The following is a 16,469-nucleotide window of genomic DNA, read 5'->3' as shown; positions in this document are numbered from 1 at the left end:
GCGGGTGCCTGCGGTCAGGGGAGCGTCAGGTGCGCGACCACCGGAAGGTGGTCGGACGCGGTCACGCCCGTCACGACCGTCGCCTGGGTGAACGTCACCTGCTGACCGAACACCCAGTCGATGCGCTGCTCGGGGTCCACCGACGGCGACGTCAGGGCGTCCGGGTCGCCCACGGCGTCGACCGCGCTGACCCAGCCCGCGTCCTCGAGCAGGGTGATCTCGGGCCAGCCCGGCTCGGCGTTGAGGTCGCCGGCCAGCACCGACGGTCCCGTCACGGGCTCGGCGGCCAGCAGTGCGTCGAGCTGGTCGAGGCGCGTGGGCGTGTTCTCCGCGCGGTGCTGCAGGTGCACGCTCGTCACGCGCACGGGCTCGCCGGCCGCGGTCGTGACGGTCGCGGACAGCGCCGACCGCCCCTGCGGCCCCGCGCCGTACGGCAGCGGGTGTATCGCGACGTCGGTCAGCGCCGACCGGGCCAGGATCGCGTTGCCGAACTGGTGGTCGGCCGCGGGCGCGAACTCGACCGTCATGCCGAGCCGGTGCCCGAGCCACGTCGCCATGTCCGCGCCGCCGCCGAACACCCAGCCACGCTCGACCTCCTGCAGCAGCACGACGTCCGGGTCGGCCGCCTCGATCGTCGCGGCGACGACGTCGAGGTCGACGCCACCGAGCGGCGAGACCCCGTAGTGCAGGTTCCAGCCGACCACGGTGAGCTCGTCACCCGCGGCACGGTCCGGGACGTCCGAGCCGTGCGTGCTCGTCGTGGACGGCGCCAGGCCGACGAGCGCGAGGGCGGCGGCGGGGACGAGGAGCAGCCGCACCGAGCGCACGCGCGCGGGCTGGCGCTCGTCGGGCGTCCGCTCCGCCGGCTCGCCGGGTGCCCGGTGGCGCAGCCCCGTGGACGCGACGACGACCGCGGCGAGGATCGGCACGATCGCGTTGTCGACCGGCAGCGGGACGTCGTAGTCGATCATGTAGACGAGCACGGGCAGGATCACGCCCAGGCCCGCGAGCGTCGCGGCTCCCGCGGCGCGCCACGTGCCGAGCGGCGCGGGCCGGCGGATCGACAGCGTCCCGACCAGCACGATCCCGACGACGACGTCGAGCACGACCACCGCGGCGAGTGCCGCCCACCCGGTCGTGAGCATCGCCGCCGCGACGGCCCCGACCAGCAGCACCGCGGCACCCACGCGCACGGACCCCGACCAGCGGTCCGGGCGCAGCAGCAGCCACCCGCCGGCTCCCGTCGCGACGACGATCGCGAGCCCGGCCCAGCCGAGCGCGACGCCCGACTGCGAGGCCAGGAACGCGGGGTTCGCCCCGATCATCGCGGCGAGCCCCACGTACAGCCCGAGCGCCCACAGGCGTCGCGGGCGGACCGTCGCGGGCTCGCCGGCCCCGGTGCCGGGACGGGCCACGCGGAACGCGGCGAGCGGTGCGAGCGCCACGAGCAGCGCGACCGCCCAGCCCACCCACGACGAGCGCCACAGCGCGTCCCACGAGCCCAGGAGCACCTGCACACCCACCGACAGCCCGGCACCCAGCACGAGCCCGAGCGCGGCCTGACGCGGCCCCTGGACCCGCCCGGCGACGAACGCGACCGCGAGCACCAGGACGCCGCACGCCCACGCGACGGTGGCCAGGCCGAGCCAGTAGCGCGCGTCCCCGTCGAGGCCCTGCAGGACGAGCCGGAGCACCGCGAGGACGGCCGCGCCCACGACGACCGTGCGGCCCGACGGCACGCCGCCGCGCGCCCCGGTCGCGAGCAGCAGCACCGCGACGACGACACCCGTCGCGCCGTAGGTCACGAGCGCGGAGACGCCCGCGGTCACCACGCCCGACGCGAACGCGTGGTCGAGCAGCGGGCCGCTCGCGCGCACGAGCTCGAGCGTCGCGGTGGCGAGTGCCGCGAGCAGCCAGACGCGCGTCGGGGTCCCGTCGTCGGGCGGCCTCGTCGTGGCGGGGGCGCGGTCGTCGGTGCTGATCGTCACGGCCGAAGGCTACGCGCCGGGGCGGCCAGGGACGCACGTCCCGGGCCGCGGCGCCCCGCGGGGTGCAGCATGCCCACCATGCGCCCGCACGGACCCGTCGTCCGCACCGTCCGCCACGACCCGGCCGACCGGCCGCTGCTCGTGATCTGGGAGGCGACGCGCGCGTGCGCGCTGTCGTGCGTGCACTGCCGCGCCGAGGCCGCACCCCGGCGCGACCCGCGCGAGCTCGACACCGACGAGGCGACCGAGCTCATGCGCCAGGTCGCGTCGTTCGGCCGGCCCGCGCCGATCTTCGTCATCACCGGGGGCGACTGCTTCGAGCGCGAGGACCTGACTGAGCTGGTCCGCCGCGGTCGCGCGCTGGGGCTCGCGGTCGCGGTCTCGCCGTCCGGCACCGACAAGCTCGACCGTGCGGCACTCGTCGCGCTGCAGGACGCCGGGGTGACCGCGATGTCGCTCTCGCTCGACGGCGCGACCGCCGCGGTGCACGACGGCTTCCGTCGCGTCCCGGGTACGTTCGACCGGACGGTCGAGGCGTGGGCGGTGGCGCGCGAGCTCGGGATGAAGGTGCAGGTCAACTCGACCATGTCGAGCCGGACCGTGCACGAGCTGCCGGACCTCGCCGCCCTGGTGCGGGCGCAGGGCGCGATGACGTGGAGCGCGTTCATGCTGGTCCCGATGGGCCGCGGCGTGGACCTCGGCGCGCTCAGCGCGCAGCAGGCCGAGGACGTCATGAACTACCTGTACGACCTGGGCCCGCACGTCCCGGTCAAGACGACCGAGGGCCACCACTTCCGCCGCGTCGCGCTGCAGCGCGCGGTGCTCGCGGACCGCGGTGTCGACCACGTGGCCGCCCTCGGTCTCGGCGACCTGTACGCCGAGCTGACGGAGCGCACCGCGGCGTTCGGGTGGGGTGACGGTGAGCGCACGCGCCGGCCACCGCTCAACGTCAACGCGGGGTACGGGTTCGTGTTCGTGTCGCACGTCGGGACCGTGCACCCGTCGGGGTTCCTGCCGGTCGCCGCCGGGGACGTGCGCGAGCAGACCCTGCCCGACATCTACCGGTCGTCGCCGCTGTTCACCGGGCTGCGCGACTCGTCGCGCCTGACGGGGCGGTGCGGCACGTGCGAGTTCGCGCGCGTGTGCGGCGGCTCGCGCTCGCGGGCGTACGCCGCGACGGGCGACGCGTTCGCCGCGGACCCGCTGTGCGCCTACGAGCCCGGCTCGTTCCCGTACCCGCAGGACGTGGCGGCGCTGCTCGCGTCGTGAGTGCCGTGACCGCCGTGACGGTCAGGCGAACAGCGCCTGGCCGACGAACGGGCTCGCGCTCGTCGTGATCGGCGTGCCGTCCTCGCCGACGACGAGCGAGCCGTCGGGCAGCCCGGGCGGAACCGCGAACAGGCCCGAGCCCGTGTGCTGCAGGTACTCCATGAGGCCGTCGTCGCGCGAGAGCGTGTTCTGCATCGGGATGTAGTGCGTGCGCGGGTCGGTGACGAACGCGAGGAAGAACAGGCCCGCGTCGAGCCGGCCGAGCGCGTCGTTCCCGTCGGTGAAGTTGTAGCCGCGGCGCAGCATCCGCACGCCGCCGTTGTGCGTCGGGTGAGCGAGCCGCACGTGGCTGTTCATGGCGACGAGCGGCTGGTCGTCGCGTCCGGTCACCGCGAAGTCCGGCTCGGTGAACTCGGTCCCGCCCGACAACGGCGCGCCCTCACCCTTGGTCCGCCCGACGAGCGCCTCCTGCTCGCGCAGCGACGTGCGGTCCCACGTCTCGATCGTCATGCGGATGCGCCGTGCGACGAGGTACGACCCGCCCGTGAGCCACGCCGAGTCGCGGCTGTCCGCGGCGGCCGCCGCAGCCGGGACCCAGACGTGCTCGGCCACGTGCGCGGGGTCCTCGGCCTTGAGGTTGGCGGTGCCGTCCTTGAAGCCGAACAGGTTGCGCGGCGTGCGCTGCGCGGTCGACGTCGACGACGTGCGCCCGTACCCGAGCTGCGTCCAGCGGATCGTCGCGGCGCCGAACGCCGCGCGCGACAGGTTGCGGATCGCGTGCACCGCGACCTGCGGGTCGTCCGCGCACGCCTGGACCACGAGGTCGCCGTCGCACCGCGCCGGGTCCAGGTTGTCGGCGGGGAAGTGGGGGAGCTCGACGAGCGCGTCGGGCAGCCGGTCGGCGAGCCCGAACCGGTCGGTGCCGTCGGGCGTGACGAACAGGGACCGGCCGAAGCCGAACGTGATCGTCAGTCCCGCGGGGGGCAGGTCGGCGGCCTCGCCCGTGTCGTCCGGCGGCGCGTCGTAGGGTCCCGACGACGGGCCGTACGAGCCCGCCGCGAGGCCTTGCGTGAGCCGCGCGGCGATCGTCGTCCAGCGCTGCAGCAGCGCGACGAGGTCGTCGCGGTCGTTCGTCGTGACGTCGAACGCCGCGAGGTAGAGCCGGTCCTGCGCGGGCGTGACGATGCCGGCCTGGTGCTCGCCGGTGAACGCGAACGTGCCGGGTGTGGCGGCCCCTGCTGAGGCCTCGCCGGTGGTCGCGCGGCCCAGGCCGAAGCCCGCGGCGCCGACGGCTGCGGCGCCGAGCAGGCCGCCGCCGATCAGCGCGCGGCGCGAGATGCCGCGCGGCTCGGCCGCGGAGGTCTCCTCGGTCACGTCAGGCGCCCGTGACGACCGCGGTGAGCTCGGAGAGCGGCTCCGAGAGCGCGTCGACGGCCGTCGAGAGCGCCTTGACCTCCTGCTCGGTGAGCTCGTCGTACGGCGTGAAGCCGGCCTCGACCGAGCCCTGCTCGGCGAGCAGCGCGTCGAGCGCGGCGAACCGCTCGAGGAGCGTGGCCGCGAGGTCGGGGTCCTGCGCCTCGACCACGTCGGCGAGGACCTCGTACGCGACGCGCGCGCCGTCGACGTTGGCCTGGAAGTCCCACAGGTCGGTGTGCGACCAGATCTCCTCCTCGCCCGTGACCTTGCCCGTCGCGACCTCGTCGAGCAGCTCCTTGGCGCCGTTGGAGATCTGGAACGCCTCGAACGTGAAGTCCGGGTCGTTGACCTGGTCGACGAGGTCCTGCGTCCAGCCGACGAGGTCGTCGGCGGCCTTGGTGCGCTCGGCGTCGGTGAGCGGGACGTACTCCTGGCCGCCGTTGTCGGCTGCGAGCGGGGGCCACAGGTCCTTCTCGAGGTAGTGCCACCCGCTCCAGGTCTGGCCGTCCTCGAGGTCGGCCTCACGCGCGTCGGTCAGCGGGTCGAGGTCGCCGAACGACTCCGCGACGGGCTCGACCCGCTCCCAGTGCACGCGTGTCGCGGCGTACAGCGCGCGCGCCTGCTCGTCGTCGCCGGCCTTGTACGCGGCGGCGAACTCCTGCGTGCCCGCGATCAGCGCGCCCACCTGGTCCTTCACGTACGCGACGTACTGCGCCTCGGCGGTCGTCAGCTGCTCGGCCACGTCGCCAGACGGGCCCACGTCGTCGCCCGAGTCCGTCACGGTGAACTCCGCGCGGATGCCGTCGCCGACCATGCCGGGCTTGCACGCCGTGAAGTACGTGCCGGGCCGCACCTGCACGACGAGGTCGCGCGTGATGCCCGGGCCGATGTTCTCGACCTCGGACACCACGCGCAGGCCGTCCTCGCCGAGCAGGTAGAACTCGGTGACGTCCGACCCGTCGTTGGTGACCTGGAACGTCAGCGTCCCGGACTCGGCCGTGGCCGACGAGACCGTGCACGCGTCGGCCGTGCTGCTCACCGTGAGCGCTGCGGTGGACGCACCCGCGGCGGGGTCGTTGTCGACGCAGGCGGCGAGCGGAAGGACCAGGGCGGCGAGCGCGAGCGCGCCGACGGTGGTGCGGGACATGGATCTCCTCAGGTGCGGCGGGTCGCGGCGCGTCAGGCCGCGACGCGGGCCGTCGTGGACGCAGCGGTGGGACGAGCAGCGGCTGCGGGGCGGTGGCCCCACGTGGTGCGGATGAACAGCGTGAGGACGACCGCGACGTAGCTGGTCCAGGCGACGAGCTGCAGCCACGTGGTCGCGGGCGTGAAGTTGAAGACGCCCTTGAGCAGCGTCCCGTACCAGGACGAGGGCGGGACGGTCGCGGAGACGTCGAACGCGAGCCGGTCGAGGCCCGGCAGGATCGCGGCCTCCTGCAGGTCGTGCACGCCGTAGGACAGCACGCCCGCCGCGACGAGGATGAGGAACAGGCCCGTCCACGCGAAGAACCGGCGCAGGTCGAGCCGGACCGCGCCGCGGTACATCAGCCACGCGATCGCGACCGCGACCGCGATGCCGAGCGCGGCGCCGACGAGGGGGGCCGCGCTGCCCGAGGACGTCGCCTGCGCGCCGGCCCACAGGAACAGCGCGGTCTCGAGGCCCTCGCGGCCCACCGCGAGCAGCGCCATGACGACGACCGCGCCCTTGCCGGCCGCGATCGCGTCGTCGAGCCGGTGCTGCAGGTCCGCCTTGAGGTGGCGGGCCGTCTTGGCCATCCAGAAGATCATCCAGGTGATGAGCCCGACCGCGACGATCGACAGCGACCCGCCGATCGCCTCCTGCGCCTCGAACGACAGCCCCTGGGGCCCGAACGTCAGCAGCGCCCCGAACAGCAGCGACGCGCCGACGGCGACCGCGACCCCGGACCACAGGGCCGGGAGCAGGTCGCGCCTACCGGTCCGGACGAGGTAGGCGACGAGGATGCTCACGACGAGCGCGGCCTCGAGGCCCTCGCGCAGACCGATGAGGAAGTTGGCGACCATGGGGGACCGTTCAGGAGCGACGTCCGTGCCGGGTGCCCGGTACGGGGGTGAGGCAAGGCTTCCCTCACACGTCGGGCGACGCTACTCCTCGGATCGCCCTTGCGGGAGTGGGTGACCACCCTGCGTCGTGTGTCGCGCATCACCTCGGACGGTGGCGGCGCCGGGACCAGGGACGTCGCTCGTGGCAGGTCGGTCGTCGAGCGCGGCGCGCAGCGCGGGCCACGCCTCCGCGAACGCCGGCAGGAGGTCGAGCGCCGCGACGTCCGCGACCGGGACCCAGGCGATCTCGAGGGACTCGGCGTCCGTCGCGCGCGCGTCGAACGCGTGGACCTCGTCGGCCAGGACCGTCGTGTACGACCAGTTCGGGTGGGTCAGGACGCGCGTCGCGAACGGGCGGACGGCGTCGGCCGGGACCCCGGCCTCCTCGCCGGCCTCACGCAGCGCGGCGGCGGTCGCGTCCTCGTCCGGGTGCCGGGCTCCACCAGGGATGCCCCACGTCCCGCCGTGGTGGCTCCACGGCGCGCGGTGCTGCAGCAGGACGTCCGTGGCGGCGCCGCCCGGCGTGCGTCGCGCGACCAGCAGCCCTGCGGCGCCGTGCAGCCCCCAGTGCCGCGAGCCGCACGCGCACTGCACCCAGCCGTCGCCCGGCGCTGGCGCGTGACGAGGCGGTTCAGTCACCGTGCGGCTCGGGCGCGTGCGGCTCGGTCATGAGTCGGTGGCTCCGTCGGTCAGTCGACGATCTCGCAGATCGCGGTCCCGGCGCTCACGCTCGCCCCCACGCCGGCGGCCAGGCCAGTCACGGTCCCGGCGCGGTGGGCGACCAGCGGCTGCTCCATCTTCATGGCCTCGAGCACGACGACAAGGTCACCCTCGGCGACCGTCGCGCCGTCGGCCACGGCGACCTTGACGATCGTGCCCTGCATCGGCGAGGTGAGCGTGGTGCCGTTGGCCGACGCCTTGGGCGCGCTGGTGCGTCGCGCGGGGCGGCGGGGCGCACCAGCCGACCGGGCGCCGGCGGCCCGGCCGAGCGCGAGCGCCGCGGGCAGGACGACCTCGAGCCGCTTGCCGCCGACCTCGACGACGACGCGCTCCAGGACGGGTGCCTCGTCGGCCTCCTCGACCGATGCCGCGGCGGGGGGCTTGCCGAGCGTGGCGAGGGTGTCCGCGAACTGCGTCTCGATCCAGCGCGTGTGGACCGTGAACGGCGTCTCGGGATCGGCCGGCGCGAACGCCTCGTCTTCGAGCACCGCGCGGTGGAACGGCACGACCGTGGGGATGCCCACGACCTCCAGCTCGGCGAGTGCGCGCTTGGCGCGCGCGATCGCCTGCTGCCGGTCCGCCCCCGTCACGACGAGCTTCGCGATCATCGAGTCGAACGCGCCCGAGACGGTGTCGCCCTCGACGACGCCCGAGTCGACCCGCACGCCGGGGCCGGACGGGAAGCGCAGCGTGGAGATGCGCCCGGGGGCGGGCAGGAAGTTCGCGGCGGGGTCCTCGCCGTTGATGCGGAACTCGAGCGAGTGCCCGCGCGTGACGACCTCGTCGTACCCGAGCGGCTCACCCGCCGCGATCCGCAGCTGCTCGCGCACGAGGTCGATCCCGGAGATCTCCTCCGTGACCGGGTGCTCGACCTGCAGCCGCGTGTTGACCTCGAGGAACGAGACCGTGCCGTCGGCGCCGACCAGGAACTCGCACGTCCCGGCGCCCTGGTAGCGGGCCTCGCGCAGGATCGCCTTGCTCGACTCGACGAGCTGCGTGCGCTGCGCCTCGGTGAGGAACGGCGCGGGCGCCTCCTCGACGAGCTTCTGGTGGCGGCGCTGCAGCGAGCAGTCACGCGTGCTGACGACGACGACCGTGCCGTACGCGTCCGCGAGGCACTGGGTCTCGACGTGGCGGGGCTTGTCCAGGTACCGCTCGACGAAGCACTCGCCGCGGCCGAACGCCGCGACGGCCTCGCGCACCGCGGACTCGTACATCTCGTCGATCTCGTCGGACGTGCGCGCCACCTTCAACCCGCGCCCGCCGCCACCGAACGCGGCCTTGATCGCGATCGGCAGGCCGTGCTCCGCGACGAACGCGTGGATCTCGTCGGCGCCCGAGACCGGATCGGCGGTGCCCGCGACGAGGGGCGCGCCCGCACGCTGCGCGATGTGCCGCGCGCTGACCTTGTCGCCGAGCGCCTCGATCGCGTCCGGCGACGGGCCGATCCACGTGAGACCCGCGCCGATCACCGCACGCGCGAAGTCGGCGTTCTCCGCGAGGAAGCCGTAGCCGGGGTGCACCGAGTCGGCGCCGGAGCGGGCCGCGACGTCGAGCAGCTTGTCGATCGAGAGGTAGGTGTCCGCCGCGCGGGCCCCGTCGAGCGCGTACGCCTCGTCGGCGAGCGTGACGTGCAGCGCGGTGCGGTCCTGGTCGGCGTACACGGCGACCGACGCGACACCGGCGTCGCGGCACGCACGGACGATGCGGACGGCGATCTCGCCGCGGTTGGCGACGAGGACCTTGCGCAGGCCGGAGGGAGGCAGGCTGGAGGGCACGGCTCACCGTAACGCCCCGACCGCGACCCGGACCTCGTCGTCGCCGCACGCGGGACAAGATTGGCGAACCGCCCCACCGCGACGGCCCCCCGTTTGTAGGAACCCGACGAGGCAGCGCGCCCACCCCGGTCCCACCCGCACGCCCGCTGCACGATCCCCACAACCACACCAGCTCTCTGGCCCCCACCGCCACCCCCGCCCAGCCGCAGCCCGCCAACCCCGCCCCCCGCGACCCAGCGCCTGCTCCGGCTCTCCGCGGCTGAGGCCGGAGTGATCGCTGGGTGGCCGTGGGGGTCGTCCGCGACCCAGGGTCTGCTCCGGCCGATCGCGGGTGAGCCCGGAGCAGGTGCTGGGTCGGTGGAGGGTCAGGCGTTCCAGAGGGTGTGGAGGGGGAGGTCGATCTGGGCCAGGAGGGTGCGCAGCAGCGGGAGCGAGAGGCCGACGACGCCGTGGTGGTCGCCCTCGATGCGCTCGACGAACGGCCCGCCGAGACCGTCGATCGTGAACGCCCCGGCGACCGCGAGCGGCTCGCGGGTCGCCACATAGGCCGCGATCTCGTCGTCGCTCAGGTCCGCGAAGTGCACGACGGTCGACGACGTGTCGCCCAGCACGGCGCCGCGGCCGGCGCCCAGCATCCCGGGCCGGGGCGCGGGTGCGCTCTCGTCGGGCTCGCGCAGGTCGACGAGCCAGTGGCCCGTGTGCAGCGTCCCCGCGCGTCCGCGCATGGCCCGCCAGCGGTCGGTCGCGTCGGCCTCGTCGCGCGGCTTGCCCAGGATCTCGCCGTCGAGCTCGAGCATCGAGTCGCAGCCCAGCACGACGAGGTCGTCGGCCTCGGCGAGCTCGTCGGGCAGGTGCGCGGCCACGTCGTGCGCCTTGGCCTGTGCGAGCACCAGCACCGCGTCCGCGGGGTCGAGCACGCCCTGCGGCCCCGCGAACCGCTCGCGCGCGGCGGCGAGCGCCGCGTCCTCGTCGACCGACGACGTCGCGACGAGCGGCTCGATCCCCGCCGCGCGCAGGGTGGCCCGACGAGCGGGCGAGGCAGAGGCGAGCAGCAACCGGGTCACGCCCGCGAGCGTAACGGCGGGCGCTCCGTCGACGGGCCGGCACCGGGTGCGCAAGCGGGACGAGGAGGACGATCGTCGTATCGGGGGCACAGGATCGTGAGCCACAATGGCGTGGCGCTGCGGCGCGGGCAGGGCGCATGCGGGCAGGGCGCATGGCGGTCGAGTCGTGGCGGGACGCCTCAAGGAGGGCACGTGAGCAAGCAGCACCCGGTCGCCGAGCTGGACGACGACCTCGACCTGGACGACGTCGTCCTCGACGAGGACCCCGACCTGCTCGGCCCGCCCGACCCGGCCTGGCGTCGCCGCACCGCGATCGAGATGGTGATCTCCGGGCTCCTGGGCCTGTTCGCGTCGTTCGTCCTGTCGATCGAGGCGCTCACGCTCGCGGCCGACAAGAACGCGTCGGCCAGCTGTGACCTCAACGAGGTGATCAGCTGCAGCACGGTCGCGAAGCACTGGGCTGCGAGCCTGTTCGGCTTCCCCAACGCGTACCTCGGGATCGCCGCGGAGTCGGTCGTCCTGACCGTCGCGGTCGCGCTGGTCGGCGGCGTCGTGTTCCCGCGCTGGTTCATGCAGGTCGCGCAGGTCATCTACACGCTCGGCCTGGTCTTCGCGTGGTGGCTGTTCGGCATGGCGTACTTCGTGATCGGCGCGCTGTGCCCCTGGTGCCTGCTCATCACCGTGACGACGACGCTCGTCTGGGTGGGCCTGACCCGGATCAACGTCCGTGAACGCAACGTCTCGCTGCCGGGCCGCGCGGGCCCGTGGGGGCGCCGGTTCGTCCAGGGTGGCAACGACTGGTTCGTGACGATCGCGCTCCTCGTCGTGCTCGCCGGCCTGGTGATGGTCAAGTACGGCTACACGCTGTTCTGAGCCCACTCACGACGAAGGCCCGGCCCCGTGGGGGACCGGGCCTTCGTCGTAGGCGGGTCAGAACGCAAGCTTGAGCACGTCCAGGGGGAGCGAGCCGAGGTTCAGGGCCTTGGCGTGGAACGCGCGCAGGTCGAACGCGTCGCCCTGGGCGGCGCGGGCCGCGTCACGCGTCTGCTCCCACAGACGCTGGCCGACCTTGTAGGACGGCGCCTGCCCGGGCCAGCCCAGGTAGCGCATCCACTCGAACTTCACGAACGACTCGGGCATGTTCACGTTGGCGAGCAGGAACGCGAGCGCCTTGTCCGCGTCCCAGCGGCCGCCGCCCCACTGCTCGGGCGCCGGCAGGCCCAGGTGCACGCCCAGGTCGAACACGACGCGCGCGGCACGCATGCGCTGGCCGTCGAGCATGCCGAGGCGGTCGCCCGGGTCGTCGAGGAAGCCGAGGTCGGCCATGAGGCGCTCGGCGTACAGCGCCCAGCCCTCGCCGTGGCCCGACGTCCAGCACGCCAGACGGCGCCACGTGTTGAGCTCGGCGCGGTTGTGGACCGCGGCGCCGACCTGCAGGTGGTGCCCGGGGACGCCCTCGTGGTAGACGGTCGTCTTCTCGCGCCAGGTGTTGAACGTCGAGACGTCGGCAGGCACGGACCACCACATGCGGCCGGGACGCGTGAAGTCGTCCGACGGGCCGGTGTAGTAGATGCCGCCGCTCTGCGTCGGGGCGATGCGGCACTCGAGCGTGTGCAGCGGCGTCGGGATGTCGAAGTGCGTGCCGTCGAGCGCGGCGATCGCCGCGTCCGACGTCTCCTGCATCCAGCGACGCAGGTCGTCGGTGCCGGTCAGGGTCCGGGCCGGGTCGGCGTCGAGCGCCGCGACGGCCTGCTCGACGGTCGCGCCGGGGCCGGCGATCTGCGCGGCGACGGCCTCCTGCTCGGCGACGACGCGCGCGAGCTCCTCGAGGCCCCACTGGTAGGTCTCGTCGAGGTCGATCGTCGCGCCCAAGAACGCGCGCGAGTACAGCGAGTAGCGGTCGCGTCCCGCGGCGTCCTCGTGGGGCGCCTGCGGCGCCAGCTCGTCGCGCAGGAACTCGGCCAGGCGCCCGTAGGCCTCGCGGGCCCCGGCGGCACCGCGCTCGAGCTCGGCGCGGACGAGAGCGCACGACGACGAGTCGTCGAGAGCGGCCGCGGCGGCCTCGCCGTGCACGAACGAGGTGAAGAACGAGTCGGCGGCCGCGAGCTCGGCCGCCTGGTCGGCGCCCTCGGCGACCTGACGCGCGGCGGGGACCAGGCCGCGTGCGGCGCCCGCGCGCAGCGACTCGACGTAGCCGTCGATCGTCGCGGGCAGGGCAGTCAGGCGCGACGCGATGTTCTCCCACGCCTCGATGTCGCCCGTCGGCATGATGTCGAACACGTCACGCAGGCCCTGCACGGGCGACGCGATGTTGTTCAGGTCGCGCAGGTGCTCGCCCGCGTCGTGCAGCTCGACGTACAGGCCCAGGCGCTCGCGCATCGCCGCGAGCGTGATGCGGTCGACGTCGTCCGCGGGCTCGAGCGCGTCGAGCTCGCGCAGCGTCGCGCGCGTGTGGGCGTCCCGCTCGTCGTGGCCGGCGGGGGACAGGTCGGTCATCTCGTGGTCGTGGCCGGGCAGGCCCATCTCGGTCGCGGCGAGCGGATCGAGAGCGGCGAGGGTGGCGACGTACTTCTCGGCGACGGCGTCGACGGCTGTGGTTTCACGCATGCGCTCGACCCTACTGCTCAGTAGCCCGCCGCAACCACGGAGAAACTTGCGCGGCGGACCCAACCAAACGGGCCGCTCGGACGTCTAGGGGATGACAGGTCGCGCGCGTGCGGCGCGCAGGGGGCGCCGCACGCGTCAACCCCGCAGGCTCCAGCGCCAGGAGTCCGGTCCCGGAGGGGGGCCCGGCTCCGGGCGGAGCTGGCGGCGCCGGTCCGACCACGCCGACGAGTGCGTCTGGTGGTCGGCCGGTGCCGCGGTCGCGGCGGCCATCAGTCCCGCGACGAGCGCGGCGAGCTCGACGTCGTCGGGCGCGCCGCGCACCACCTGGAGCTGGGTGTCGTCGCTCACTCGTCGTCCTCGTCGTCGTCCTCGTCGCCCAGGACGACGTGCGCGCCGCGCGCGACACCCCACTCGACCACCGAGAAGCCCGCCTCGACGAGCGTCTGGGTGATGTCCGCGGCGCCTGCCTCGACGACGTCGAGCGCGGAGTCGAGCGTGCGGTCGCCCGCGGCCGGGGTGCGCACCACGACGAGTCCGACGTGGAACGCGTCGCTCTCCTCGTCGTCGCCGAGGGTGTCCTCGTCGTCCTCGTCGTCGTCCTGCCAGGTCATGCCCGTGAGGTCGCTGTGCATGCCGAGCCGGTCGTGGATCGCGTCGTACAGGCCGGCGTTGAGGGTGCCCACGCGCGCCTCGAGCGCCAGGATGCGGGGGTCCTCGTCGGCCTCGGACGAGCCGAACTCGGCGCGCACCCCGATCGCCGTGTCGACGTACTCGTGCAGGGTCGCGGCGAGCGCGTCGACCGCGGCGTGCAGGCCGGCGGGGTCGACGGCGGTGAGCGGCGCCGACCCGTGCGACGCCGAGTCGTGCCCGTGGTCGTCGTGCTCGTGCTGGTCGTCGTGCTCGTGCGTCATCGTGGGTCCTGTCCTAGAGCGGGATGTTGCCGTGCTTCTTGGGCGGCAGGCTCGCACGCTTGGTGCGCAGCAGCCGCAGAGCCTTGGTGATCTCGGCGCGGGTCGCCGACGGCTCGATCACGGCGTCGACGTACCCCCGGTCCGCAGCGTCCCACGGGTTGACGATCGCGTCCTCGTACTCGCTCGTCAGCCGCTTGCGCTCGGCCTCGACGTCGCCTCCCTCGTCGGCGACCTTCTTCAGCGCGCCGCGCTGCAGGATGTTGACCGCACCGCTCGCGCCCATGACCGCGATCTGCGCGGTCGGCCACGCGAGGTTCACGTCGGCGCCCAGCTGCTTGGAGCCCATGACGATGTACGCGCCGCCGTACGCCTTGCGGGTGATGACGGTGACGAGCGGGACGGTCGCCTCGGCGTACGCGAAGATCAGCTTCGCACCGCGGCGGATGATGCCGTTCCACTCCTGGTCGGTCCCGGGCAGGAAGCCGGGGACGTCGACGAACGTGAGCACCGGGAGGTTGAACGCGTCGCACGTACGCACGAACCGTGCGGCCTTCTCAGCCGCGTTGATGTCGAGCGTGCCGGCCATCTGCTGCGGCTGGTTCGCGACGATGCCGACGGGATGACCCTCGACGTGCCCGAACCCGATGAGGACGTTGCCCGCGTACAACGGCTGCACCTCGAGAAGTACGCCGTCGTCGAGCACCGCCTCGACGACTGTGCGCATGTCGTACGGCTGGTTGTCCGAGTCCGGGACGAGGGTGTCGAGCGCGAGGTCGTGCTCGCCCGGCGCCAGGTCCGTCTCGTGCGGGTAGAGCGGCGGGTCCGTGAGGTTGTTCTGCGGCAGGTACGACAGCAGCGAGCGCACGTAGTCGATCGCGTCGTCCTCGTCGGACGCCAGGTAGTGCGCGACGCCCGAGCGCGTGTTGTGCGTGGTCGCGCCGCCGAGCTCCTCGAAGCCCACGTCCTCACCGGTGACCGTGCGGATGACGTCCGGGCCGGTGATGAACATGTTCGACGTGCCGTCGGCCATGATGATGAAGTCGGTCAGCGCGGGGGAGTACACCGCGCCGCCCGCCGACGGGCCCAGGATCAGGCTGATCTGCGGGATGACCCCGCTCGCGGCCACGTTCCGGCGGAAGATCTCCGCGAACTGCGTGAGGCCCGCGACACCCTCCTGGATGCGCGCGCCACCGCCGTCGCTGATCCCGATCAGTGGGACGCCCGTGCGCAGCGCGAGGTCCATGACCTTGGTGATCTTCTGGCCGTGCACCTCGCCGAGGCTCCCGCCGAAGACCGTGAAGTCCTGCGAGTACACCGCGACCGGGCGGCCGTCGACCGTGCCGTGCCCGACGACGACGCCGTCCCCGGGCAGGCGCTTCTTGTCGAGGCCGAAGTTCGTCGACCGGTGACGCACGAACGCGTCGATCTCGGTGAACGAGCCCGGGTCGAGGAGCTGGTCGATGCGCTCGCGGGCGGTCTTCTTGCCCCGTGCGTGCTGCTTGTCGACGGCGGTCGACTCGGCGGCACGCTGCGCGGCGTGGCGGTCGGCGAGGTCGGCGAGCTTGCCGGCGGTGGTGCGGGGGGGCTCCCGGGTCGCGTCCTGGGCGGCTTCGGTCTGCGTCACCCGACCGAGGCTAGTTGTCGAAAGGCTCCAGGCGCGTGCGTGGCGCGGACGGGTTTGCGCGCGCCGCGTCGTCGTCATCCCACAACCGACCGCCCGGACGGGTGGCCGCGCGAGGATGGCGGGAGGATGGCGCCATGACGACCGACGCGCGACCCACGCTCGACCCCGACGAGGTGCGCGGGCTGCTGCAACGGCCCGCGGGGCCGCTCGCGCGCGTCGAGGTCGTGCCGCGGACCGGGTCGACCAACCTCGACGTCACGTGCGACCTGCGTGCCGACGCGACGTCGTGGCCGGACCGCAGCCTGCTGGTGGCCGACCACCAGGCCTCGGGGCGCGGCCGACGGGACCGGGTCTGGGAGACACCGCCCGGGACCGCGGTGACCTGCTCGTTCGTCGTCCGGCTGCGCATGCCGCCCGAGCTCTACGGCTGGCTGCCGCTGCTCGCCGGGCTCGGCGCCGTGACGGCCGTGCGCGCGACCGCGGGCGTGGCGGCCACGCTCAAGTGGCCCAACGACGTGCTCGTCCCCGCGACGACCCCCGTCGACGGCTGGGGGCCGTACCGCAAGGTCGGCGGGATCCTGACCGAGCTCGTGACGCTCGCCGACGGGAGCACCGCGGCGGTCGTCGGGATCGGTCTCAACGTGCTGCAGACGGTCGACGAGCTCCCCGTGCCGTCGGCGGGCTCGCTCGAGCTCGCCGGCGCGCGGCACGTGGACCGGCTCGGGCTGCTCGTCGGGCTCGTGGAGGCGCTCGAGGCGATCGAGACGCGCTGGGACCAGGCGGGCGGGTCCGCACGGGAGTCCGGCCTGGCCGACGAGGTCGCCGCGGTGACCTCGACGCTCGGGACGCAGGTCGCCGTCGACCTGCCGGGCGGCACGGTCCTCACCGGGGTCGCCGAACGCCTGGACGACGACGGCGCGCTCGTCGTGCGGCCCGCCGCGGGCGACCCCGTTCGGGTGCTCGCCGGTGACGTGCGTCACCTGCGCACCACCCCGTGAACTACCCTCGAC

14 protein-coding genes are annotated in these 16,469 nt (G+C 74.0%); 3 read left to right on the top strand and 11 right to left on the bottom strand.

Annotated elements, in window-relative coordinates; genetic code table 11:
• Positions 1–14: 14 nt before the first annotated feature.
• Complete coding sequence (locus CWIS_RS00365; RefSeq protein ID WP_048341227.1) at positions 15–1,988, bottom strand: endonuclease/exonuclease/phosphatase family protein; 1,974 nt, start codon at positions 1,986–1,988, stop codon at positions 15–17.
• A gap of 78 nt (positions 1,989–2,066) precedes the next feature.
• On the opposite strand from CWIS_RS00365, the gene CWIS_RS00360 reads away from it, so the two are divergent.
• Complete coding sequence (locus tag CWIS_RS00360; RefSeq protein WP_082156105.1) at positions 2,067–3,257, top strand: TIGR04053 family radical SAM/SPASM domain-containing protein; 1,191 nt, start codon at positions 2,067–2,069, stop codon at positions 3,255–3,257.
• 21 nt (positions 3,258–3,278) lie between these two features.
• Here CWIS_RS00360 and efeB read toward each other — a convergent pair whose 3' ends face one another.
• The 6 genes from efeB to CWIS_RS00330 all read right to left on the bottom strand — a co-directional run bounded on the left by efeB (position 3,279) and on the right by CWIS_RS00330 (position 10,317).
• Entirely contained in the window at positions 3,279–4,631 is a 1,353-nt protein-coding gene (gene efeB / locus CWIS_RS00355; RefSeq protein ID WP_048341225.1) for an iron uptake transporter deferrochelatase/peroxidase subunit, read from the bottom strand.
• A gap of 1 nt (position 4,632) precedes the next feature.
• Positions 4,633–5,820 (bottom strand): iron uptake system protein EfeO, encoded by a 1,188-nt coding sequence (gene efeO / locus CWIS_RS00350; protein ID WP_048341224.1) that lies wholly within the window; start codon positions 5,818–5,820, stop codon positions 4,633–4,635.
• A gap of 32 nt (positions 5,821–5,852) precedes the next feature.
• Positions 5,853–6,716 (bottom strand): iron uptake transporter permease EfeU, encoded by an 864-nt coding sequence (gene efeU, locus CWIS_RS00345; protein ID WP_048341223.1) that lies wholly within the window; start codon positions 6,714–6,716, stop codon positions 5,853–5,855.
• 81 nt (positions 6,717–6,797) lie between these two features.
• Complete coding sequence (locus tag CWIS_RS00340) at positions 6,798–7,394, bottom strand: NUDIX domain-containing protein (RefSeq protein ID WP_082156101.1); 597 nt, start codon at positions 7,392–7,394, stop codon at positions 6,798–6,800.
• Between the two features lie 50 nt (positions 7,395–7,444).
• Positions 7,445–9,253, bottom strand: coding sequence for a biotin carboxylase N-terminal domain-containing protein (locus tag CWIS_RS00335; protein ID WP_231583618.1), 1,809 nt, complete (start codon positions 9,251–9,253; stop codon positions 7,445–7,447).
• Between the two features lie 365 nt (positions 9,254–9,618).
• Entirely contained in the window at positions 9,619–10,317 is a 699-nt protein-coding gene (locus CWIS_RS00330; RefSeq protein ID WP_048341222.1) for a nucleoside triphosphate pyrophosphatase, read from the bottom strand.
• 192 nt (positions 10,318–10,509) lie between these two features.
• On the opposite strand from CWIS_RS00330, the gene CWIS_RS00325 reads away from it, so the two are divergent.
• On the top strand, positions 10,510–11,190 hold the full coding sequence (locus CWIS_RS00325; RefSeq protein WP_082156100.1) for a vitamin K epoxide reductase family protein: 681 nt from the start codon (positions 10,510–10,512) through the stop codon (positions 11,188–11,190).
• 57 nt (positions 11,191–11,247) lie between these two features.
• On the opposite strand, the gene CWIS_RS00320 is transcribed toward CWIS_RS00325, so the two are convergent.
• The 4 genes from CWIS_RS00320 to CWIS_RS00305 form a co-directional block, all read right to left on the bottom strand.
• Positions 11,248–12,924: a DUF885 domain-containing protein gene (locus tag CWIS_RS00320; protein ID WP_048341221.1), complete on the bottom strand. Its 1,677-nt coding sequence runs from the start codon at positions 12,922–12,924 to the stop codon at positions 11,248–11,250.
• Between the two features lie 135 nt (positions 12,925–13,059).
• Complete coding sequence (locus CWIS_RS00315; protein ID WP_048341220.1) at positions 13,060–13,272, bottom strand: acyl-CoA carboxylase subunit epsilon; 213 nt, start codon at positions 13,270–13,272, stop codon at positions 13,060–13,062.
• Complete coding sequence (locus CWIS_RS00310; RefSeq protein WP_048341219.1) at positions 13,269–13,835, bottom strand: hypothetical protein; 567 nt, start codon at positions 13,833–13,835, stop codon at positions 13,269–13,271. The genes CWIS_RS00315 and CWIS_RS00310 overlap by 4 nt, the downstream gene beginning before the upstream one ends.
• Positions 13,836–13,848: 13 nt before the next feature.
• Positions 13,849–15,537 carry an acyl-CoA carboxylase subunit beta gene (locus CWIS_RS00305; protein WP_369796439.1) on the bottom strand — a complete coding sequence of 563 codons (1,689 nt, stop codon included), beginning with the start codon at positions 15,535–15,537 and terminating at the stop codon, positions 13,849–13,851.
• Between the two features lie 56 nt (positions 15,538–15,593).
• Between CWIS_RS00305 and CWIS_RS00300 the strand changes: the two genes are divergently transcribed.
• Entirely contained in the window at positions 15,594–16,457 is an 864-nt protein-coding gene (locus CWIS_RS00300) for a biotin--[acetyl-CoA-carboxylase] ligase (protein WP_048341217.1), read from the top strand.
• The last annotated feature ends 12 nt before the right edge of the window (positions 16,458–16,469 follow it).

Origin of the sequence: Cellulomonas sp. A375-1, from assembly GCF_001040865.1 — a bacterium.
In the GTDB taxonomy this organism is placed as follows: domain Bacteria; phylum Actinomycetota; class Actinomycetes; order Actinomycetales; family Cellulomonadaceae; genus Cellulomonas; species Cellulomonas gelida.
Note: the sequence above shows the minus strand (reverse complement) of the source record. Positions and strands in the feature narration are given on the sequence as shown.